Here is a 19,921-nt window from a genome sequence, read left to right on the forward strand (position 1 = left end):
TCGTCCTGCTCCGCCGCCAACTCGTGCTGGGGCTACCGCTCGCCGGTGTGCACCCGGTGACAGGCCATGGGCGGGTGGTGCCGGTCGGGCCAGTCGTCGCCGCCGTCGGTGATCAGCCAGATCCACCGGTCCGGGTCGGCCGGGGTGACCTCGGCGGCGTAGCCGTCGGTCACCATGATCACGGCGTCCGGGCGCTCCTCGAAGCGCCGCCCGTTGACCGGCAGCCGGCCCTCGGCGTAGTCCACCACGTTCTGGAAGTTCGTGCCGCCGCCACCGTGCACCCGCTCGCCCGGCACGAACGGCATCACCACGCCGTCGAAGCTCACCCAGTGGCTCTCCACGCCGTCGGTCTGGCCGACCAGGCTGGTCAGCCACTCCACCACGGCATCGGGCATGGACCCGGAGGTGTCCAGCGCGATGAGCACGACCTTGGTCCGCTCCTGGCCGCGCCGGGACAGCATCGGGTCGTGGCCCAGCGCCAGCAGCACCGCGCCCTGCTTCTTCGGGTAGACCAGGCGGGTGCCGTCGCGCAGCTTGCTGGCCAGGGTGTCGGCCAGCCAGCGCTTCCACCACTCCACCCGCCGGGTCTTCGGTGTCTCGCCGCGCAGCGCGCCCACCCCGAGGGAACCCCACAGCCGGCTGATCCGCTCACCGCCGCCCTCGGACCGGTCGAGCAGGTCGAGCATCTCCCCGCGCGCCACGCCGTTGCCCCGGTGGGCGGCACGCACGGCCTCGGCCATGGTGGCCTCGACGACCAGCGCCACGGTCTCCGGGTCCGCCGGCACCCCGCCCCCGCGCTCGGCCCCGTCCGCGGCCACCAGGTGGACGCAGGCGTCGGCCGGCGCCACCAGCGGTGTGCTCATCCGCTTGAGTTCGTGGTAGACACCGAGATCGGTGGCGACGAAGTCCGCATAGGACAGTGGGGTCAGCTGCTGCTGGGCCAGGTCGGCCCGGTACCGGCGGTACACCGCGCGGGGATCCACGCCCACCGGCTCGGGCTTGCCGCCCGGACCGGCCACCCTGGTCGGCAGGTCCTTGCGCCCCAGCCGGGTCAGCACGACGTGGTTGATGCTCACCTCGGCGGCCAGGTCGAAGACCGGGTCGGCGCGCAACTCCTCGTCGATGTAGAGGTGCCGGTGCACCAGGTGCCGCACCTCGTGGAACAGCACGAACTTCACGCCGGCGAGTCCGATCTGGACGAAGAACTCCGGGTTGTAGAGCAGCAGGCAGCTCCCGTCACCGGCGGCGACCACGGCCGCGGTGGCCACCGCGGTGGTCGGGATCTGGTGGTGGCACTTGGCGTACAGCCAGGACACCACCACGCTGTCGCGCACCCCGAAGTCCAGTAGGGCCGCGTCCTTCAACTGGCGGGCCTGCTCGACCACGGCGGGATCGTCGGGCTGGCAGGCCAGCAGCGCCTGCCGGTCGGTGAGATCGACGGCCGGCCGCGCCGCCACGTGCCGGCCGCCACCCGCCACCCTGGCCGAGGCCCGCCGCCGGGGCCGCCGCCCGGGGCTGTCGCCCGCTGGTTCCTTCCGCTGCCGAGTGGTCATGACATGGCCACCGACGCGGTTTCCAGCAGCTCCGGCACGGTGCCGGCGAAGTCGGGGCCCATCCGCGTCAGCAGCAGCCATGCCTCCGGGTTGCCGGTCAGGTGCTTGCGCACCAGCTCGTCCAGCTCCGCCCGGGCACCCGGGTGGTCCAGTGCGGCCTGCAGCACGTACCTGGCCGGGTGGCCCAGGCGCACCAGTTCGGCCGCGCCCTCAGCGGCGAGTGCCCGCAGCCGCTCGCGGATGGTGAACGGAAACGAGTAGTGCAGTGCGCCCTCCAGCGCGGCGCGCAACCGCTCGTCCTCGGCCTGCGCGCGGATCTGGTCCGGGCAGCCGTCGAGTCCGGCCAACTCGATCAGGTCGGCTCCGGTGAACGGGGTGCGGCGGTGCGCCGTGAGCAGCACGTCCCAGTCGAGGTCGAACCCCTCGGCCAGGGTCCGCTCGATGTCCCGGCTGCTGACCCGGTAGCGCCGCACGAACCGCCGCGCCGACTCGGCCTCGTCCACCACCGCGCGGAACTTCGCCAGCGCGGCATCGGCGTCCGGCTCGGCCAGCAGCCCGGTGACCAGCTCGCGCACCTTGTCCTGGAACCAGTCGGGCACCCACTGGTCCAGCCGCTCGACCAGCGCGTCGCGACCGTTGCGCTCCCACACCCCGAGCACCAGCCGCAGCTGGAGGTTGCGGGGGTTGAGCCGCACCGAGCGGAAGAAAAGCTCCACCAGCTCCGGGTCGCCGCAGCCGACCACCGGCAGCAGCCACCGCCAGTTCACTGGCGTCAACAGCGCGGCGCGCAGTTCGTCGTCGAGGGGCAGCCGCCCGGTGGCCGCCCCGCCGAAGGGCACGCCGACCAGCAGCTTGTTGCGCTGGTCGCGGGAGAGGCCGCGCTGGTAGAGCAGGCCGGCGTTGACCGAGGGATCGTCCAGTTCGGCCAGGGCGGCGATGGCGGGTGCGGGCAGCTCCCAGTTGCGGGCCAACAGCACCCGGTCCCGGCGCTGTCCGGTCAACGCCCAGTCCAGCCACTCGGGCCGGTAGTGCCCCTCGGCCAACAGGTCGTGCGCGCTCTGATCGTCCACATGCGACAGTAGTGCGCGCTGCACCTCGGCCGGCGCGGCGTCGAGCAGGGTCAGCAACGCGGCCCGGGAGCCCTTCAGCCCCGTCCGCGCGGTGACCGCCGGCAACCCGGCCGCCTCGGGCCACTCCGGACCGCCGCCCTCGCCCTTGCCGGCGCGCCGCACGGCCTCGTCGACGAGTTCGGCCACGCTGCCCCGGAACCGGGGCATCCGCTGGCGCAGCACCCGCCACACCGCCATGTCCGCGCCGACCTTCTCGGCCAGCAGCTCGCCCAGCCGGGCGCGGAACACCTGCCACTCCGCCCGTTCCCGCCCACTGGCCGCCCGGCGCTGGTGCGCCAGTTCCAGCACCGCCCTGGCCGTGCCGACCCGGTGCAGCAGGTCGTCCGCGACGACCGTCCGCCCCAGCCCCCAGCACAGTGTGGACAGTCCTTTCCGGTCACCGACGAGCAGCCGCCGGCCGTCCCGCCGGATGTCGACCCGGATCGGGTCGAGCAGGCTGGGCGCACGCTCCAGCAACGCCTCGACATCGGCCCGCTCGGCGAACTCCAGCAGCATCCGCAGCCATGGCATGCCCCCGCCATCCTCTCCTCGTCGCTCGCCGGGATCGGCTTTCCTGATCGCGTCGCAGGATGTCACGGGGCACCGACAATCGAGCGGCCCTGGGTTAGCCTCGGCGCGACGTCGGTGGCCGAGGTGGAGGTCGAGGATGCGGAGCGGGGAGTTGGCGCGGGCCGCGGGTACCACGGTTCGCGCACTGCGCTACTACGAGCAACAGGGCCTGCTGCACGCGCGCCGGTCGGCCAACGGCTACCGGGACTACGACGAGCGGGCCGTGACGCTGGTGCGCAACATCCGCCGGCTGCTCGCGGTCGGTTTCACCGCGCAGAGCGTCCGGGCGTTCACGCCCTGCCTGACCGAGGACGTCACCGCTGAGGGGCTCTGCCCCGACGCGTCCCGTGCCATCGCCGGCCGGCTCGCCGCGCTGGACCAGCAGATCGCCGACCTCACCGACACCCGGGAGCGGCTGGCCGCCGAGTGGCGTCAGCTGGCCGGCGGCTCCACCCAGGACAAGGCGGCCGAGGCGGCTGGCCGGTGAGCGGACCGCACCAGGCGAGTCCAGCTTCACCGAACCCGCTGCCACCGAACCCGCTGCCACCGAACTCCGTGGTGGTCGAGGGCGGGCGGCCGGTGGCGCTGGTGGCCCGCTCCGCCGGCCTGACCGCGCTGCCCGCCTGGCCGGCGAGCGCGGGCGAGCCGCGCCAGCTGCGCCGCGTCGACCTGGCCTGGAACGAGTTGACCAGCCTGCCGCCGTGGCTGGCCGGGCTGCCCGAACTGGCCGAGCTGTGGCTGGACGGCAACCGGCTGCGCGCGCTGCCGGAGTGGATCGGCACCCTGCGGGCGCTGCGCGCCCTGCACGTCGACGGCAACGCGCTGACCCGGCTGCCCGACGGGCTCGGCGAGCTGACCGGGCTGCGCACCCTGTTCTGCTACGGCAACCAGCTCACCGCGGTGCCGGACTGGGTGGGTCGGCTGCGCGCGCTGGAACACCTGGCCCTGGGCGGCAACCAGCTGACGTCGGTGCCGGCGGCCCTGTGGGAGCTGACCGGGCTGCGCTCGCTGAACCTGGCCGAGAACGGCCTGCGGGAGCTGCCCGAGGCCGTGGGCCGGCTCACCGGGTTGCGCATGCTGGACGTGGGCCACAACGCGCTCACCGAGGTGCCCTCGGCCCTGGGTGAGCTGACCGGCCTCACCGACTACCTGTACCTGAGCGACAACCGGCTCACCTCGGTGCCGGCCGTGCTGGGCCGGTTGACCCGGCTGGCCTACCTCAACGTCACCGACAACCGCCTGACCGAGCTGCCCGAGAGCCTGGGCGGGATGGCCGCGCTGCGGGAACTCCGCGTCTACGACAACCGGCTGACCCGGCTGCCGGACAGCCTGGCGCGCCTGGGTGAGCTGCGGGAGCTGCACGCGATGAACAACGCCCTCACCGGCCTGCCCCCGGCCGTGGGCGAGCTGCGCCAGCTCACCGAGCTGCACCTGCGCGGCAACCGGATCACCCGGCTGCCGGACAGCGTCGGCGGCCTGTCCCGGTTGGCCGTGCTGGACCTGCGGGACAACGCCCTGGAGTGCCTGCCCGACTCGATCGGGGGACTGACCGAGCTGCGGCACCTGGACCTGCGGGCCAACCGGCTGCGCGCGCTGCCGGACGCCCTGGCCGAGCTGCCCCGGCTGGCCAAACTCGATCTGCGGTGGAACAAGTTCGACGGTTTGCCGGCGGCGGTCACCCGACTGCGAAGCCGCGGTTGCGTGGTGTTGCTCTAGTGCCGGGAGTCGCGGGATCGGGCAACTCGCCTAACCGCGGCCACTTCACCCGTAACCGACTGGATCGATCGTGACCGCCCGGGTCGGTGATTCAACTCAACAACCGCCGCAAAACAGCGAAGAATTGATCTTGGTTTCCGCCCGCTGGGCAGCGCATTGCTTTCCCGGGGCCGCCCGCCCCGCGGTCAAGATCATTTTCTGGGCTGGCATCCGATCACCGCCGCGACCGATCACCACGGGCTCCGATCACCGCGGCGTCCGATCACCACAGCGTCCCATCACCGCGGCGTCCCATCACGCCGGGCAGGCCGGCGTCAGCGCGACGCGGTCGGCGCGGTCGGCGCGATCAGCTCGGCGAGGCGCCGCAACTGGGCCGCGCGCTCGGCGGCCAGCTGCTCGGCGGCACTGGTCGCCTGTGCGGCACCGGCCAGCAGGCCCAGGGTCTCCCGCACCGCTCCGGCCGGCGGCCGCAGCAGTCGCTCGACCAGCGCGTCCACCGCGGCGTCGAGTTCCGCCACCGCGACCACCTGGTTGGCCAGGCCGATGCGCAGTGCCTCGTCCGCCGGAACCCGGCGCGAGGTCAGGCAGATCTCCACGGCACGCGCGTAGCCCACGCAGTGCACCAGCGGCTGGGTGCCGCCCAGGTCGGGCACCAGGCCCAGGCTGGGCTCAGCCATGCACAGCTGGGCGTCCTCGGCCAGCACCCGCAGGTCACAGGCCAGCGCGAGCTGGAAGCCCGCGCCGACGGCGTGCCCCTGCACGGCCGCCACCGTCACCCGGCCCGGGTCGCGCAGCCAGGCGAACGCCTGCTGGTACTCGGCGATCCGGGCGTCGGCGCGCTCGGCCGGCTCACCGGCCAGGGCGAGCAGGCTCGGTTCGCCGTCCACGCCGTCCGCGCTGAACAACCGGCGGTCCAGGCCGGCCGAGAACGACCGACCGGTTCCCCGGACGACCACCACGCGGACGTCCGGGGGCAACCCGTGTCCGATCGCGCTCAACGCGCGCCAGGTGCTGGGCGTCTGCGCGTTGAGCACGTCCGGACGGTGCAGCGTGATCGTGGCCCGGGCGCCGTCCACGGCGAGCCGGACCCCACCACGTTCCAACAGGCCAGCGTCAACGATCTCTGAAGCTGGCACCGCGACCTCCGGATGTGCTGCCGCCCCGGCGGGGCGAGCCACTGTTACCGGAGAGTAGCTTACTTCTTCTTCGTACGTGTGGCACCGCCACGCCCGCGCAACTGCACGCCCGACTCCGACAGCACGCGGTGGACGAAGCCATAGGAGCGACCCGTCGCTTCGGCGAGTGCTCGAATGCTGGCGCCCTTCTCATACTTCTTCTTAAGATCAGCGGCCAGCTTGTCCCGTGTGGCGCCGGTGATTCGAGCGCCCTTCTTCAGGTCAGCCACCTTGTCCCGCCTTCCGTCCAAGCAGGTCGAGCCGTGTGCGGCCCCTGTCGTCGCAATGATCGAACACGAAAGCCGGGAACGCCAGGTGATCAAGCAAAATGATCGGCACGTTGTCGTATTGTCACCCTCGGTTCCGGGGTTCCAATAGCAGAAATTCTCGTTCGGCGGAGCCGAATCAGGCCAACTGAACCAGTTCCAGGTAGTCCGCTGACCAGTGGTCCTCGGTACCGTCCGGGAGCAGGATCACCCGCTCGGGTTCCAGCGCCTCGACCGCGCCCGGGTCGTGCGTGACCAACACCACGGCGCCCTGGTAGCGGCGCAGCGCGTCCAGCACCTGCTCCCGGCTGGCCGGGTCGAGGTTGTTGGTGGGCTCGTCCAGCAGCAGCACGTTGGCCGCGCTGGAGACCAGACCGGCCAGGGCGAGCCGGGTCTTCTCGCCGCCGGACAGCGTGCCGGCCGGCTGGTCCAGCTGCTCGCCGGTGAACAGGAACGTGCCGAGCAGCGACCGCAGCTGCTGCTCGGGGGTGTCCGGCGCGGCGTGCCGGATGTTGTCCCAGACGCTGGCCTGGTGGTCGAGTGTCTCGTGCTCCTGGGCGTAGTAGCCGATCCGGAGCCCGTGGCCGGCCTGGACCTGGCCCGAGTCGGCCTTCTCCATGCCGCCGAGCAGGCGCAGCAGCGTGGTCTTGCCGGCACCGTTGAGCCCGAGCACCACCACCCGCGAGCCCCGGTCGATGGCCAGGTCCACGCCGCTGAAGATCTCCAGCGAGCCGTAGCTCTTGGACAGCCCCTCGGCGGTCAGCGGGGTGCGCCCGCACGGGGCCGGGTCGGGGAAGCGGATCTTGGCCACCTTGTCCGCCTGCCGCGTCTCGTCCAGGCCGGACAGCAGCTTCTCCGCGCGCCGGGCCATGTTCTGCGCGGCCACCGCCTTGGTGGCCTTGGCCCGCATCTTGTCGGCCTGGGCCATCAGCGCGGACGCCTTCTTCTCGGCGTTGGCCCGCTCCCGGCGGCGGCGCTTCTCGTCGGCGGCCCGCGCGTCCAGGTAGCGCTGCCAGCCCATGTTGTAGATGTCGACCTCGCCCCGGGTGGCGTCCAGGAACCACACCTTGTTCACCACGTCCGCGAGCAGCTCCACGTCGTGGCTGATCACCACGAGCCCGCCGTCGTGGGTCTTGAGGAACCCGCGCAGCCAGCCGATCGAGTCGGCGTCCAGGTGGTTGGTGGGCTCGTCCAGCAGCAGCGTGGTGCTGGACTTGCCACCGGCGCCGGCCTCGGAGGCGGCGAACAGGATCCGGGCCAGCTCCACCCGCCGGCGCTGGCCACCGGACAGGGTGCGCAGCGGCTGGGCGAGCACCCGGTCGGCCAGGCCCAGGTTGGCGCAGATCCGGGCGGCCTCGCTCTCGGCCGCGTAGCCGCCCAGCGCGGCGAAGCGCTCCTCCAGCCGGCCGTACTTGCGCACCGCGTTGTCCCGCTGGCGGTCGTCGACCAGCTCGGCCATGGCCGACTGGGCCTTCTCCATCTCCCGCAGCAGCTCGTCCAACCCCCGGGCGGAGAGCACGCGGTCCTTGGCGGCCACCGACAGGTCGCCCTCGCGCGGGTCCTGGGGCAGGTAGCCCAGTTCGCTGGCGCGCCGGACCTCGCCGGAGTACGGGTGGCCCTCGCCGGCCAGCACCCGCAGGGTGGTGGTCTTGCCGGCGCCGTTGCGGCCCACCAGGCCGATCCGGTCACCGGGCTGCACGCGCAGGGTGGCTTCGGACAACAGGATGCGGGAGCCGGCACGCAGCTCCAGGTCAGTCGCAGTGATCACCAGGAAACTCCAGGGAAGACGTGGTCCGTGCAGGGGTCGTCCGCCCGTTGACCGGTGCCAACGAGCCCGAGCGCGACCTAGTCCGAGATGATGACCACCGGGCCAGTCTACGTGATCGTGTCCAGCGCTTTTCCCGTCCGCCGCCGAGGACCCGTTTCCTACCCGCCAGTAACCGCTGCTCGGTGACGCGCCTTACAGTGCGGTCATGACCTCACCGAACCCCGAAGCGGGACAGTCCCCGCCCAGCGGGCCCGCCGGAACCGACCTCACCGGCCGCGCCGCCCTGGTCACCGGAGCCAGCCGTGGCATCGGCCACGCCATCGCCGCGGAACTGCTGGCCCGGGGCGCGCGGGTGGCCATCACCTCCCGCAAGCCCGAGGCCGTCACCCAGGCCGCCGAGCAGCTGGTGGCCGCCGCCGGTGTGGGCGCGGACCGCGTGCTCGCGGTGCCCGCCAACAGCGGCAGCGACGAGGACCGGGCCGTGGCCGTGCAGCGCGTCGTGGACACCTTCGGCCGACTGGACATCCTGGTCAACAACACCGGCATCAACCCGGTGTTCGGCTTCCTGCCCGACGCCGACCTGGCCGCGGTGCGCAAGATCTTCGACGTCAACGTGGTGGGCGCGCTGGGCTTCGTCCAGCTGGCCTGGAAGGCGTGGATGGCCGAGCACGGCGGCTCGGTGGTCAACATCGCCTCGGTCGCCGGCCTGCGCTCGACCGGGGCGATCGCCGCCTACGGCGCCAGCAAGGCCGCCCTGATCCGGCTCACCGAGGAGCTGGCCTGGCAGCTCGGCCCCGCGGTGCGGGTCAACGCGGTGGCCCCGGCCGTGGTCAAGACCAGGTTCGCCGAGGCCCTCTACACCGGGCGGGAGGACGAGTCCGCCCAGGTGTACCCGATGAAGCGGCTCGGCCGCCCGGAGGACGTCGCCGCGCTGGTGGCGTTCCTGGTGTCGGACGCGGCCGGGTGGATCACCGGCGAGACCGTCCGGGTGGACGGCGGCCTGCTGGCCACCGGCGGACTGGGCTGACCAGCGCCGGCGGGGGTGGGACGGGCCGATCCGCCTACCGGCGTCCCACCGCCCCGGCTGCCGGTGCCGGGGTCAGCGCCCGGCCGAACCGGACGCCGGGCTGCTCATGGGCTCGCTGTCGGTGTTCGTGCTCCCCTGCCGATGGGGTGGCGCGGAGCTGGACCCCTGCGTCTGCCCCCCGGTGCTCGCCCACGATCCCGCCTCCACCGGGGGCACCGATGCCGACCCCGGCTCGCTGGCCGGTCTGCTGCCGCCCGTGGTCGAACTGGCCGAGCTGGTCGAACTGGCCGAGCTGGTCGCACTGGTCGAGCTGGGCCCCGGCCCGGTCGTCGACTGGCTGGTCGACGGCGGATCGGCGGGAACCAGCGGCCCCGGGTCGGGGTCGGCGGCGCGCTGGGCCGACAGCGCGACGGTCATCGCGGTCGCCAGCACCACCGTGGCCAGGCCACTGCCGGCGACGGCAAGCCGCCGACGGCGCCGCCGCACTTTCTGTCCCCTGTGGACGATCGTGGCGGCGTCGAACGCCAGAGGTGGCGTTGGCTGGGCGCTGAGGTGGGCGAAGGTCGCCCGCAGGTCGTCCTCTTCACGCATGTCGGTCACCTCCCGTGCAGATCGAGGCCGAGCTGTTCGGCGAACTGCGGACCGAGCCGCTGCCGCAGCGCGGCCAGCCCCCGGGCGCACTGCGTCTTGACCGTGCCGGGTGAGCAGCCGAGCGCCGCCGCGGTCTCGGCGACGTCGAGATCGTTCCAGTAGCGCAGCACCAGCACGGCCCGCTGTCTGGCGGACACCGCGGCCAGCGCCTGCCAGAGCAGCATCCGGTCCTCGGTGCCGGAGTGCTCGACGGTGACCGCGTCGGGCGGTCGCTCCACCGCCCGTTCCCGGCGCCACGGCCGGCGGCGCTCGGCGAGGAAGGTGCGCACCACAACCCGCCGCGTGTAGGCGTCCAGCTCGTCCCGCCTGACCAGTTTCGGCCAGGCCAGGTAGAGCTTGAGGAACGCGGCCTGGGTGATGTCCTCGGCGTGGTGCCAGTCGCCGCACAGCAGGTAGGCGGTGAACCGCACGGACTCGGCCCGCTGCGTGAAGTACTGGCTGAACTCCCCGTCCCACCGCTGGCGCTGGCCAGCGGTGGGCGCGGGAGACCGCGAACTCGTCACGGAGTTGCTGCCTCCGGTTGTGGTGGGCGTTGGTGGGTACGACGGGCTGGTCAGCGGTTGGCCGGCCGGAAGCTGGTCGACGGCTCCTGCGCCGGGTGACTGGGCTCCGCCGGCTGACTGGTCGACGGCTCCTGCGCCGGCCGGCTCGTCTCGGCCGGCCGGAAGCTGGTCGACGGCTCGTACGCCGGCCGGCTGGGCTCCGCCGGCTGGCTGGTCGGCTCCTGCGCCGGCCGGCTCGTCTCCGCCGGAGCACTGGTCGACGGCTCCTGCGCCGGCCGGCTCGTCTCCGCCGGGGCGCTCGTCGACGGCTCACCGGCGGGGTGCGACGGCACCTGCACCGCGGTGCTGGCCGGGCCGGTGGCCGGCGCGGAGCCGGACCCGCTGGCGGCCAGCGCGGGCACGGCAACGCCAAGAGCGCCGAGCACGATGGCACCGGCGGACAGGATCAGACGCTTACGCATGGGGCTCCTCGGGTTTCGGACAGGTGGCGAGCCCGCCGGCGTCTCCTGCCCGGCGTGCTCACCCCTATCCATGCGGCCACCGGCTCGGCCGGTTGACAGCACTTGTCCCGATCGGCGGTGATCCCGATCACAGCCGGCTCACGGCTGTGCCTCGCCCCGGTCCGCGGCCTCCTCGGGCGGCTCGGACACGACGATCTCCACGTGCCAGGCCCTGGCCGCCGCCTCGTCCAGCACGCTGCGCCTCGGCTCGGCGATGTCGAGCACCCGGGGCTCGGCCTTGGCCACCAGCGCGGCCAGCCGCCGGTCGGCGCACACCTCGTCCAGCGCGCGCCGGTCCCCGCCCAGCACCACCGCGTCCAGGTCGGCCACGTGCGGCAGCAGCACCCGGGCGACGTCGTCGGCGGCGGCCTGGAGCGCCTGGCGGGCCTGGCCCTCCCGACGGCGGGCGAACCGCTGCTGCGACCAGCCGCCGGCCTTGTTGCGTCCGTGCACCTGGCGCCGGTCGGTGGTGGAGGCCACCACCCGGCCGTTCTCGGCGACGCCGACGCTGTGGCCGCCCAACCGGACCAGCACCAGCCCGACGCGTCTGGGCGCGGCCAGGTGCGCGAGCAGCGCGCCCAGCTCAAGGCCGGGCCACCGCCCCAGTCCCCCGGTCAACCGTCCGAACGGGACACCCACCGCGGCGTGCGCGCCGTCCGAGGCGGTGACCCGCACGCGGTCCGCCTCGACCACGGTGCCGCTGACCCCGCCGTGCCGCTGGGCGAACCGGTCGAACCACCCGGGCACCCGCTCGGGCGCCACCTCGACGGCGCGGCCGCCGCCGGCCACGCTCCTGACCCGGGTCACCACGTCGCATCTCCTGGCACGCCCCCAGTGCAACACACCGCCCACCCCGCTGTCGGGCCGGCTTCAGCCGGGCAGCCCCGGCCGGCGCGGCCTCACCTGGGCGCCACCGCCACCCACACCGGCAGCGGGTGCCCGGACTCGGCCGGGGTGAGCCGGTGCACCGCCACGAACCCGGCCTCGTCGAGCAGGTCGGCCACCTGGTCCGCGGACAGCACCCGGTGCTCGGTGGACACCGTCCTGGCCAGCTCCCAGGTGCCGTGCTCGCGCACGAGCTGCAGCACCTCCAGCCCGTAACTCTCGCCGTCCTCGGCCCAGTCCCACAGCTGCACGGTGACCTGGCGGTCCTCCCCGTGCCCGGTCACCCTGGGCGGCGGCGCGACCGGGCGTAACCGCCGCAGCCGCTCCAGTTCGGGCACGGCCGCCACCAGCAGCCCGCCCGGCCGCAACACCTCCCTGGCCGAGGACAGGGCGTCGGCCAGGACGTTCTCGTGCGCCAGCCGGGGCAGCAGGTCGTCGCCGGCGCGCACCACGTCCACCGGGGCGGCCACCATCCCCTCCACCACGTCGAGCAGGTCAACGACGCGGTGGCTGGCCGGGCCCAGCACGGCGGCGGCCACCTGGGCCAGCGCCTCCTCCGGTGGATCGATCGCCGGTGGATCGATCGCCGGTGGATCGATCGCCGCGTCGGTCGGCGGGTCGCCCAACGCCTCCTCCGACGCGTCGGCCAGCGGTTCCCCCTCGGGGTCGGCCAGCACGTCCGGTGGCCGCACCGCCGGGGCCCGGTCAGGTGCCTCGTCCAGCGTTGTTGTCTCGTCCTCCTGGCCACCGGTCACCGGGAACACAGTAGGGCCATTCGGGTGACGGTGTGCGGTGGTGGCCAGGTGTGGAGTGCACCACTGCTGCGTGCGTCTCCATATCCGAACGCCAGGACAGCGCCATATCCGGGAAAACTCACCCGGCCAGCCCTGCTATTGACTCCATTCGGCCCAATCAAGCACCGGCAGGGGCACAGTAGTGTCACTGAAGCGTGATCTAGTGACAGCGGGGAGTCACCATGACGAACGCTGCCGGCCAAGCGAACACGTCCGTGGAGGACATCGACACACCGGGCCGTGGCGACCTGACCCAACTGTTGACCACTGGGCCGTTCCCAGAGGCACTGCGCGCGGCGATCAAGGCGAGCAGACTCAGCCTCGACCGGGTCCAGCACCGGCTGGCGCTGCGCGGAGTGAGCATCAGCGTCGCCACGCTGAGCTACTGGCAGTCCGGGCGCAGACGCCCGGAGCGGCCGGAGTCGCTGGAGGCGCTGCGGCAGCTGGAAGCGGTGCTCGGGGTGCCCCAGTCGGGACTGTCCGCGCTGCTCGGGCCGCCCAGACCGCGCGGGCGGCGGTGCCGGCCGTCCAGCCTGATGCCGATCGACGCGCTGTGGGACTGCCCGGAGCGGGTGGCCAGCCTGCTCGCCCAGGTGGACACCAGCTCGGACAGCCGGCTCGGTCGGATCAGCCAGCACGACCGGTGCGAGGTGGCCTCGGACGGCGGGATGAAGTCCACCCGGGTCACCCAGATCCTGCGCGCCGAGCAGGACGGGCCAGACCGCTACGTGGCGGTCTTCGAGACCGAGGGCGCCACCGAGGTCTCCCGGCTCACCGCGCTGCGCAACTGCCACGTCGGCCGCACGGCCATCGACCCCACGACCAACATGCTGGTCGCCGAGTTGATGTTCGAGCGCCCGCTGGCCAGGGGCGAGACCCTGATCATGGAGTACCAGCTGGACAACCCCGGCCCGCCCTACCCGGCGGGCAACCAGTGCTGGGCGCGCAAGTTCCGGGTGCCGGTGCGCGAGTACGTGCTGGAGGTGAGGTTCGCGCCGGCCGCGCTGCCGGTGCGCTGCCAGCAGTACAGCATGCTGGCCGGCGAGGAGGTGCCCGCCCGGCAGCGCAACCTCACCCTGGACCGGTCCGGCGGGGTGCACGCGGTCGCGCTCGGGTTCGGCCCCGGCGTGTTCGGCATCCGCTGGGACCTGCCCGCCCGGCTGCGCCGCGACTGAGCTGGCAAGCGCGGCGGCAGCGGCTGACCTGCCGAACGCCCGGGCCGCGGCCGACCCGCCAGTGGCCGACCTACCAGCGCAGCGGCGGTCAGAGCACGAAGGTGTCCGTCCACAGTTGGCTGGTCCGCCCGGACAGCGCGTCCAGCATGGCGGCGGCCTGGGTGTCGGTCAGCGAGGCGACGAAGTCGACCACGGCCCGGCCCCTGGCCAGGTTGCGGACCGCGTCCGGCCCCAGCGGCGTCTCGCCGGTGGCGCCCACCAGGGCGGCCGGGTCGTCCCGCGCCAACGCCTGGTACTCGGCGGTGGCCAGCTCGACCAGGTCGTGCAGGCGGCGCGGCAGCCGGTCGGCCTCGGCGCGGTCGGACAGCCACTGCTCCAGCGCGTCAACCAGCTTGGACAGCAGCCGGGCCTGGCCGCGCTGGTGCAGCGCCAGGTCGGGGCGCAGCAGCACGAACCTGCGGTGCACGAACTTCAGCACCTGCACCTCGTGCCACTGCTGGGTGGCCAGGACCACGTGCCCGGAGCGGGGCGAGGGATCGTCGACGACCCGGACCGCGTCCACCAGCCGGACGGTCCAGCGGGCCGAGAACCCGGCCACGGCCTGCTCGGTTTCCACCGACCCGTCGAAGGGCACCGCGAGCAGGCCGTCGACCAGTTCGGCCCGGACCGCGCGCACCGCGGCGGCGAACGCGTCGTCGTCGACCGCCCACGAGTCCTTGGCGTGCAGCCGGCGGCGCAGCATCTCCAGCGACCGGCCGGGCCGCCGGGCCTGCGCGGCCAGGTCCGCGTCGCTGAGCGCGGCCAACTCGGTCGCGGTGCGCTCCCACGAGGTGAGTTCGGCCGACACGGGCGCGTGCTGCAACACCCCGACCCGGTGGAAGTCCTCCAGGTCGTGGATGGCGTAGGCGATGTCGTCGGCGGTGTCCATCACCGACGCCTCCACCGTCTGCTGCCAGCTGTCCACCCGGCCCTCGAACGGGGCCCGCGCCTGGATCAGGTCGGTCAACTCGCTGACGTAGGCGGAGAACTTCGCCGACCCGGTCCCCGCCGCGTCCTCGGGCTCGCCGGCGCCCCTGGGCGGCACCGGCATGGCGCGGGGGTGCGGCCGCGGGTAGGACAGCCTGGTCCACGGGTACTTGAGCATGGCCGCCCGCACCGCCACGGTCAGGTCCAGGCCGGCCGCGTCGGGACCGCGCACATCCGTGGTGGTCACGATGCGGAAGGACTGGGCGTTGCCCTCGAAGCCGTCGGGCAGTCCGAACCGGTGCCGGGCCAACCGGTCGAGCACCTGCTCGCCGAGGTGGCCGAACGGCGGGTGGCCGAGGTCGTGGGCGAGCGAGGCCGCCTCGACCACGTCCGGGTCGCACCCGCCGAGCTTGTCCAGCACGCCGGCCAGCTCCGCGGCGCCGGCCAGCCGCTCGGCGATCGCCCTGGCCGCCTGGGCCACCTTGAGGCTGTGGGTGAGCCGGTTGTGCAGCAGTCCCGAGCCCGGGGAACTCACCACCTGGGTGACCCCGGCCAGCCTGGCGAAGAACGGGGAGCTGGCCACCCGGTCGCGGTCGGCCCGGAACGGGTTGGCGACCAGGGCGCTGGGCACGGGGGTGCCGTCCGGCCCGCCCGAGCGGCGGGCCGCGCGGGGATCGAGGTGCTGCTGACTCATGACTCGACCCTACGCAGCGGCCGGCCGGCGGCGTGATGGGATCGGCGGGTGTTCGACGTCCTCGTGGTCGGCGCCGGCCCGGCCGGCTGGGCGCTGGCCGGCGCGTGCGCCCGGCGCGGCCTGGACACCGCCCTGGTCGACCCGGCGCCGTGGCGGCCGTGGCCGGCCACCTACGGTGCCTGGGCCGACGAGCTGCCCGCCGACCTGCCGGCCACCGCGGTGGCCGCCCGGCCCGGCCGCACCCGGGTGGTCGCCACCAGCGCGCACTGGCTGACCAGGGGGTACACCGTGCTGGACAACACCGGCCTGCGCGCGGCGCTGCAGCACCCCGGGATCACCGTGCGGGCTGGCCGCGCGGTCGGCGTCAGCCACGGCCCCCGGGGCGCCACGCTGCGGTTGGCCGACGGCGCTCGGCTGGCCGCCGCCGTGGTGGCCGACACCAGTGGGGCGGGCGCGGTGTCGGGCCGGCCGCCCCGGTCCGGGCGCGCCGAGCAGACCGCGGTCGGCGTGCGGCTGCCGCTGGCCGAGGTGGCCGGGCTGGTCGGGCCGGACGAGGCCGTGGTGATGGACTGGCGGCCGGCCGGCGGCCCCGGCCAGACCCCCACGTTCCTGTACGCCCTGCCGCTGGGTGGTGGGCAGGTGCTGCTGGAGGAGACCGCGCTGGCCCGGCGACCCGGCCTGCCCCTGGCCGTGCTGCGGGCCCGGCTGGCCGCGCGGCTGGCCGCCCACGGGGTCAGGTCGGCCACGCCGGTGCCGGTGGCCGAGCGCGTGCGCATCCCGCTGGACCTGCCGCTGCCCCGGCCGGGGCGGGTGGTGGCGTTCGGCGCCGCCGCGGCCATGGTGCACCCGGCCACCGGCTACAGCGTGGCCGCCGCGCTGCGCACCGCGCCGGCCGTGGCCGCCGCCATCGCCGAGGGCCTGCCCGCCGGACCGGACGCGGCCTGCCGGGCCGGCCGGCACGCGGTCTGGTCACCGGCCGCCCGCACCGTGCACGGGTTGCGCCGGGCGGGCCTGGCCGTGCTGCTGGGGCTGCCCCCGGCCGCGCTGCCCCGGTTCTTCGAGCTGTTCTTCGCCCTGCCCGAGCCGCTGCAGCGGGCCTACCTGTGCGGTCGCGAGGACGTGGCGGGCACGGCCCGGGCCATGCTCGGGGTGTTCCGGGCAGCGCCGTGGCGGCTGCGCGCCCGGCTGATACCACCCGGATGGTGAACTGGGGTCCCCCTGCCGGCTGGGGCGCGGCCGCATCCAGCCGCGCGCACAGCCGTCATCAGGGGTTTTCCCGCGCTGGCCGCTCGTTCGGGGCAGCGCGCGAACGCCGCGCGCAGCCGGGTGCGGACCGGCTGGGACGCGCGATCCGGGCGAGTTACCTCCAACGCAGGAAGCGCCACGGCAGCCGTTACTCATAGCATTCCGATCATTACCGATCGCAGCAGCACCAGCCGGGTCATCCCTGCGGACGCGGGAGTTGCCGTGAGTGAGCTCGCCAGTGAACCACCCATACCCCTCGGCCCGGCCGCGTCCTCGGGAGCAGCCGCTCAGCAACGCAGACCCGGGAAACCAGGGCGCAGTTCCGGGAACCCCCCTGCCGGGGGAGACACGACCGAGCGAAAAGGCTCACCATCAACAGGTGTGGGCAACGCGCATCTGGTGGGCATCGGTGAGTCCCTTCCTCGACCCAGGGAGGTGTCCCCTCCCGTCGGGGCGATGACCGTCGGGGTGGAGGAGGAGTTCCTGCTGGTCGACACGCGGAGCCGGGAGCTGGCCGCGGTCGCCGCGCAGGTGCTGGCCGACGCCGCCGGCATCCTGCCGGAGCTGCGCGAGGAGATCGTCCAGTTCCAGGTGGAGACCGCCAGCCCGGTCTGCCACACCCTGGCCGACCTGCGCGAGCACCTGCTGCGCTCGCGCACCGCGCTGGCCGAGATCGCCCAGCGGCACGGGGTGCGCCCGGTCGCCACCGGCACCCCCGTGCTGGGCAGGGCCCATCCGGCGCCGCTGACCAACACCACCCGCTACCACCGCATCGCCGAGAGCTTCGGGGCACTGGCCGAGACGCAGACCATCTGCGGCTGCCACGTGCACGTGGGCGTGCCCGACCCGGAGTCGGGCGTGCAGGTCAGCAACCACCTGCGTTCCTGGCTGCCGCTGCTGCTGGCGATGAGTGCGAACTCGCCGTTCTGGAGTGAACGCGACACCCGCTACGCGAGTTGGCGCTACCTGGTGTGGAACCGCTGGCCCTCGGCCGGCCCGCCGCCGTGGCTGCGGTCGGCCAGCCACTACGAGACCACCCTGCGCACCCTGCTGCACAGCGGCGCGGCCATCGACCAGGGGATGCTGTACTGGGATGTGCGGCTGTCGGCGAAGTACCCGACCGTGGAGCTGCGGGTGTTCGACATCGCCGCCACCGTGGACGAGGCCGTGCTGCTGGCCGGTGTCGCGCGGGCGATCGCGGCCACCGCCCTGGTCGGCGGCGTGCCCGCGGTGCCGGTGCCGCAGCAGGTGCTGCGCGCGGCCATGTGGCGGGCGGCCCGCTACGGCATGGAGGGCACGGTGCTCGACCCGCTGTCCGAGCGGCTGGTCCCGGCCAGCACCCTGGTCAACCACCTGTTGGTGTGGGCGCGCCCCGGCCTGGAGGCCAACGGTGACCTGGAGTGGGTCACCGACTCGGCCGAGCGTCTGATCGCCGGGGGATCGGGTGCGGCCCGCCAGCGCGGCGCCCTGCAGCGGCGGGGCCGGCTGACCGACGTGGTCGACCTGCTGGTGGAGCAGACCGCTCCGGGCCTGGCCCGGCCCAGCTGAGCCGACCCAGCTGTTCCCTCCGGCCCTGGGCTCACTCCCACCGGAACAGCCGCGCGGCCAGCACGCCCAGGCCGACCGCGTACGCGGCCATGACCAGCAGGGGCAGCGGTGCCGGCCAGGCACCGGCCCAGGTGCTGTGCAGTGCGTCCACGCCGGCGCCCAGCGGGGTGAACTCGCCGATGCGGGCCACGACGTCCGGGGTGGAGCCGGGCGTCCACAGGCCGGCGACGAACAGCATCGGGAAGTAGCACAGCATGCCGATGCCGTTGGCCGCGCGACCGGTGGGCGCGACCGCCGCGATCACCAGGCCGACCCCGAACATCGAGCCGACCAGCAGGACCAGGGTGAGCGCGAACCCGATCACCTGCCGGGGCGGGAGGACCCCGAAGGCGATCGCGGCGACGCCCACCAGCAGCGCCACGACCAGCAGCGTGGCCACCAGGTTGACCACCAGCTGGGCGCCGAGCAGGCTACCCGGACCGACCGGCGTGGTGGCCAGCCGGCGCAGCACCCCCTTGTCCCGGTAGGTGGCCAGGCCGGTGGGCAGCACGGTGAGCGACAGGCTGGCCACGGCTAGGCCGACCAGGATCGGGGCGTAGACGTCGATGATCCGGCTGCCGCCCAGCTCCGGCAGTGCCTGGCGCATGGCCGGCACGCTGCCGAAGACCACCAGCAGCACGATCGGCAGCGCGAGCCCCACGACCAGGGTGGTGCCCTCGCGCAGGAACAGCTTGGCCTCGACGGCGGCGAGTTTGGGCAGACCGCGCATGACAGGACTCCTCACTGCCGGGCCCGCTGGGCCGCGGCGGACGTCGGGTCGGCCCGGTCGGGCCGGTGGGACCGGTCGGGGTGGCGGCCGGTGAGCGCCACGAACGCGTCCTCCAGGCTGGCCTGTTCCACCCGCAGGTCCACGGCCGTGATCCGCTGGGCGGCCAGCGCCGAGGTGAGCGCGTGCAGCAGGTTTCCGGTGCCGGTCACCAGCACCTGGTTTCCGGTCCTGGTCACGCCGGTGACCTCGGGCAGGCCGGTGAGCAGCCGGTCGTCCAGCGGCGCGCTCGGCCGGAACCGCACCCGCTGTTCGGCGTCGACCTCGGCGACCAGGCCGGCCGGGGTGCCCACCGCGACCACGCGGCCGGCGTCGATGAGGGCGAGCCGGTCGCACAGCCGCTCGGCCTCCTCCATGAAGTGGGTGACCAGCAGGACGGTCACGCCGCGCGCCCGGATGTCCTCGACCAGCTGCCAGGTGTCCCGGCGGGCCTGCGGGTCCATGCCGGTGGTCAGCTCGTCCAGGATCGCGATCTCCGGGTTGCCGACCAGGGCCAGTGCCACGGACAGCCGCTGCTTCTGGCCGCCGGACAGCTTCTTGAACGGGGTGTCGGCCTTGTCGGCCAGGCCCAGCTCGGCCAGCAGGGTCCGCCAGTCCGCCGGGTCCGGGTAGAACGAGCTGTACAGGTCGAGTGCCTCGGCCACCCGCATCCGGTCCGGCAGCTGGGTCTCCTGCAACTGGACCCCCACCTTGCGCCGGACGGCGAGCCGGTCGGTGGCCGGGTCGCTGCCCAGCACGCGCACCGTGCCCCCGTCGCGGGTGCGCAGGCCCTGCGCGCACTCGACCGTGGTGGTCTTGCCCGCGCCGTTGGGGCCGAGGATGCCGAAGATCTCGCCGCGCTCCACGGTGAAGGACACGTCGTGCACGGCCACGTGTCGGCCGTAGCGCTTGTGCAGGTTCTCGATCTCGATGACGGGCATGTCGCCGCCCTTTCCGCCCGCCTGGGCCGC

The 19,921-nt window shown here is 73.9% G+C and carries 19 protein-coding genes; 6 read left to right on the top strand and 13 right to left on the bottom strand.

All coding sequences use genetic code 11. The features are described 5' to 3' along the window. Positions 1–32: 32 nt before the first annotated feature. On the bottom strand, positions 33–1,553 hold the full coding sequence (locus LX83_RS32180; protein ID WP_253778245.1) for a DUF2201 family putative metallopeptidase: 1,521 nt from the start codon (positions 1,551–1,553) through the stop codon (positions 33–35). Further along, positions 1,550–3,193, bottom strand: a complete 1,644-nt coding sequence (locus LX83_RS32185) for a hypothetical protein (RefSeq protein WP_253778247.1) — start codon at positions 3,191–3,193, stop codon at positions 1,550–1,552. Before LX83_RS32185 ends, LX83_RS32180 begins: the two co-directional genes overlap by 4 nt. A gap of 136 nt (positions 3,194–3,329) precedes the next feature. Here LX83_RS32185 and LX83_RS32190 point away from each other — a divergent pair, with 136 nt between their 5' ends. Both LX83_RS32190 and LX83_RS32195 read left to right on the top strand, forming a co-directional pair. Next, positions 3,330–3,719, top strand: coding sequence for a MerR family transcriptional regulator (locus tag LX83_RS32190; RefSeq protein WP_253778249.1), 390 nt, complete (start codon positions 3,330–3,332; stop codon positions 3,717–3,719). Beyond that, the gene (locus LX83_RS32195) at positions 3,716–4,948 is read left to right on the top strand and encodes a leucine-rich repeat domain-containing protein (protein WP_253778251.1); all 1,233 of its coding nucleotides are present in this window, start codon (positions 3,716–3,718) and stop codon (positions 4,946–4,948) included. Before LX83_RS32190 ends, LX83_RS32195 begins: the two co-directional genes overlap by 4 nt. A 314-nt stretch (positions 4,949–5,262) precedes the next feature. On the opposite strand, the gene LX83_RS32200 is transcribed toward LX83_RS32195, so the two are convergent. The 3 genes from LX83_RS32200 to LX83_RS32210 form a co-directional block, all read right to left on the bottom strand. After that, positions 5,263–6,084, bottom strand: a complete 822-nt coding sequence (locus LX83_RS32200; RefSeq protein WP_253778253.1) for an enoyl-CoA hydratase/isomerase family protein — start codon at positions 6,082–6,084, stop codon at positions 5,263–5,265. 59 nt (positions 6,085–6,143) lie between these two features. Next, positions 6,144–6,353, bottom strand: coding sequence for a helix-turn-helix domain-containing protein (locus LX83_RS32205; RefSeq protein WP_253778255.1), 210 nt, complete (start codon positions 6,351–6,353; stop codon positions 6,144–6,146). 175 nt (positions 6,354–6,528) lie between these two features. Further along, positions 6,529–8,157 (bottom strand): ABC-F family ATP-binding cassette domain-containing protein, encoded by a 1,629-nt coding sequence (locus LX83_RS32210; protein WP_253778257.1) that lies wholly within the window; start codon positions 8,155–8,157, stop codon positions 6,529–6,531. A 205-nt stretch (positions 8,158–8,362) separates the two neighbouring features. Between LX83_RS32210 and LX83_RS32215 the strand changes: the two genes are divergently transcribed. Beyond that, a complete protein-coding gene (locus tag LX83_RS32215) occupies positions 8,363–9,184 on the top strand; it encodes an SDR family oxidoreductase (protein WP_253778260.1) in 822 nt (273 codons plus the stop codon). Positions 9,185–9,256: 72 nt separating this feature from the next. Here the strand turns inward: LX83_RS32215 and LX83_RS32220 are convergent, their stop codons facing one another. The 5 genes from LX83_RS32220 to LX83_RS32240 all read right to left on the bottom strand — a co-directional run bounded on the left by LX83_RS32220 (position 9,257) and on the right by LX83_RS32240 (position 12,478). Then, positions 9,257–9,775: a hypothetical protein gene (locus LX83_RS32220; RefSeq protein ID WP_253778262.1), complete on the bottom strand. Its 519-nt coding sequence runs from the start codon at positions 9,773–9,775 to the stop codon at positions 9,257–9,259. A gap of 5 nt (positions 9,776–9,780) precedes the next feature. Next, positions 9,781–10,338, bottom strand: a complete 558-nt coding sequence (locus LX83_RS32225; RefSeq protein WP_253778264.1) for a SigE family RNA polymerase sigma factor — start codon at positions 10,336–10,338, stop codon at positions 9,781–9,783. 50 nt (positions 10,339–10,388) lie between these two features. Beyond that, a complete protein-coding gene (locus LX83_RS32230; RefSeq protein WP_253778342.1) occupies positions 10,389–10,799 on the bottom strand; it encodes a hypothetical protein in 411 nt (136 codons plus the stop codon). 138 nt (positions 10,800–10,937) lie between these two features. Beyond that, complete coding sequence (locus tag LX83_RS32235; RefSeq protein WP_253778266.1) at positions 10,938–11,645, bottom strand: acVLRF1 family peptidyl-tRNA hydrolase; 708 nt, start codon at positions 11,643–11,645, stop codon at positions 10,938–10,940. 92 nt (positions 11,646–11,737) lie between these two features. After that, entirely contained in the window at positions 11,738–12,478 is a 741-nt protein-coding gene (locus LX83_RS32240; protein WP_253778268.1) for a hypothetical protein, read from the bottom strand. A 221-nt stretch (positions 12,479–12,699) separates the two neighbouring features. Here LX83_RS32240 and LX83_RS32245 point away from each other — a divergent pair, with 221 nt between their 5' ends. Next, positions 12,700–13,692, top strand: a complete 993-nt coding sequence (locus tag LX83_RS32245; protein WP_253778270.1) for a helix-turn-helix domain-containing protein — start codon at positions 12,700–12,702, stop codon at positions 13,690–13,692. Positions 13,693–13,780: 88 nt separating this feature from the next. Here the strand turns inward: LX83_RS32245 and LX83_RS32250 are convergent, their stop codons facing one another. Then, a complete protein-coding gene (locus LX83_RS32250; protein ID WP_253778271.1) occupies positions 13,781–15,352 on the bottom strand; it encodes a deoxyguanosinetriphosphate triphosphohydrolase family protein in 1,572 nt (523 codons plus the stop codon). A 48-nt stretch (positions 15,353–15,400) separates the two neighbouring features. Here LX83_RS32250 and LX83_RS32255 point away from each other — a divergent pair, with 48 nt between their 5' ends. Both LX83_RS32255 and LX83_RS32260 read left to right on the top strand, forming a co-directional pair. Beyond that, positions 15,401–16,558, top strand: coding sequence for a lycopene cyclase family protein (locus tag LX83_RS32255; RefSeq protein ID WP_253778273.1), 1,158 nt, complete (start codon positions 15,401–15,403; stop codon positions 16,556–16,558). Between the two features lie 420 nt (positions 16,559–16,978). Further along, positions 16,979–18,145 carry a carboxylate-amine ligase gene (locus LX83_RS32260; RefSeq protein ID WP_253778275.1) on the top strand — a complete coding sequence of 389 codons (1,167 nt, stop codon included), beginning with the start codon at positions 16,979–16,981 and terminating at the stop codon, positions 18,143–18,145. Positions 18,146–18,176: 31 nt separating this feature from the next. Here LX83_RS32260 and LX83_RS32265 read toward each other — a convergent pair whose 3' ends face one another. Then, on the bottom strand, positions 18,177–18,914 hold the full coding sequence (locus tag LX83_RS32265; RefSeq protein ID WP_253778277.1) for an ABC transporter permease: 738 nt from the start codon (positions 18,912–18,914) through the stop codon (positions 18,177–18,179). An 11-nt stretch (positions 18,915–18,925) separates the two neighbouring features. Then, a complete protein-coding gene (locus LX83_RS32270; protein WP_253778336.1) occupies positions 18,926–19,891 on the bottom strand; it encodes an ABC transporter ATP-binding protein in 966 nt (321 codons plus the stop codon). Between the last annotated feature and the right edge of the window lie 30 nt (positions 19,892–19,921).

Origin of the sequence: Goodfellowiella coeruleoviolacea (genome assembly GCF_024171785.1) — a bacterium.
Classification (GTDB): domain Bacteria; phylum Actinomycetota; class Actinomycetes; order Mycobacteriales; family Pseudonocardiaceae; genus Goodfellowiella; species Goodfellowiella coeruleoviolacea.

Coding starts and splice junctions, on each gene's coding strand:
- LX83_RS32180 (WP_253778245.1), bottom strand. CDS start 1,553: ATGACCACTCGGCAGCGGAAGGAACCAGCGGGCGACAGCCCCGGGCGG.
- LX83_RS32185 (WP_253778247.1), bottom strand. CDS start 3,193: ATGCCATGGCTGCGGATGCTGCTGGAGTTCGCCGAGCGGGCCGATGTC.
- LX83_RS32190 (WP_253778249.1), top strand. CDS start 3,330: ATGCGGAGCGGGGAGTTGGCGCGGGCCGCGGGTACCACGGTTCGCGCA.
- LX83_RS32215 (WP_253778260.1), top strand. CDS start 8,363: ATGACCTCACCGAACCCCGAAGCGGGACAGTCCCCGCCCAGCGGGCCC.
- LX83_RS32220 (WP_253778262.1), bottom strand. CDS start 9,775: ATGCGTGAAGAGGACGACCTGCGGGCGACCTTCGCCCACCTCAGCGCC.
- LX83_RS32230 (WP_253778342.1), bottom strand. CDS start 10,799: ATGCGTAAGCGTCTGATCCTGTCCGCCGGTGCCATCGTGCTCGGCGCT.
- LX83_RS32245 (WP_253778270.1), top strand. CDS start 12,700: ATGACGAACGCTGCCGGCCAAGCGAACACGTCCGTGGAGGACATCGAC.
- LX83_RS32250 (WP_253778271.1), bottom strand. CDS start 15,352: ATGAGTCAGCAGCACCTCGATCCCCGCGCGGCCCGCCGCTCGGGCGGG.
- LX83_RS32265 (WP_253778277.1), bottom strand. CDS start 18,914: ATGCGCGGTCTGCCCAAACTCGCCGCCGTCGAGGCCAAGCTGTTCCTG.
- LX83_RS32270 (WP_253778336.1), bottom strand. CDS start 19,891: ATGCCCGTCATCGAGATCGAGAACCTGCACAAGCGCTACGGCCGACAC.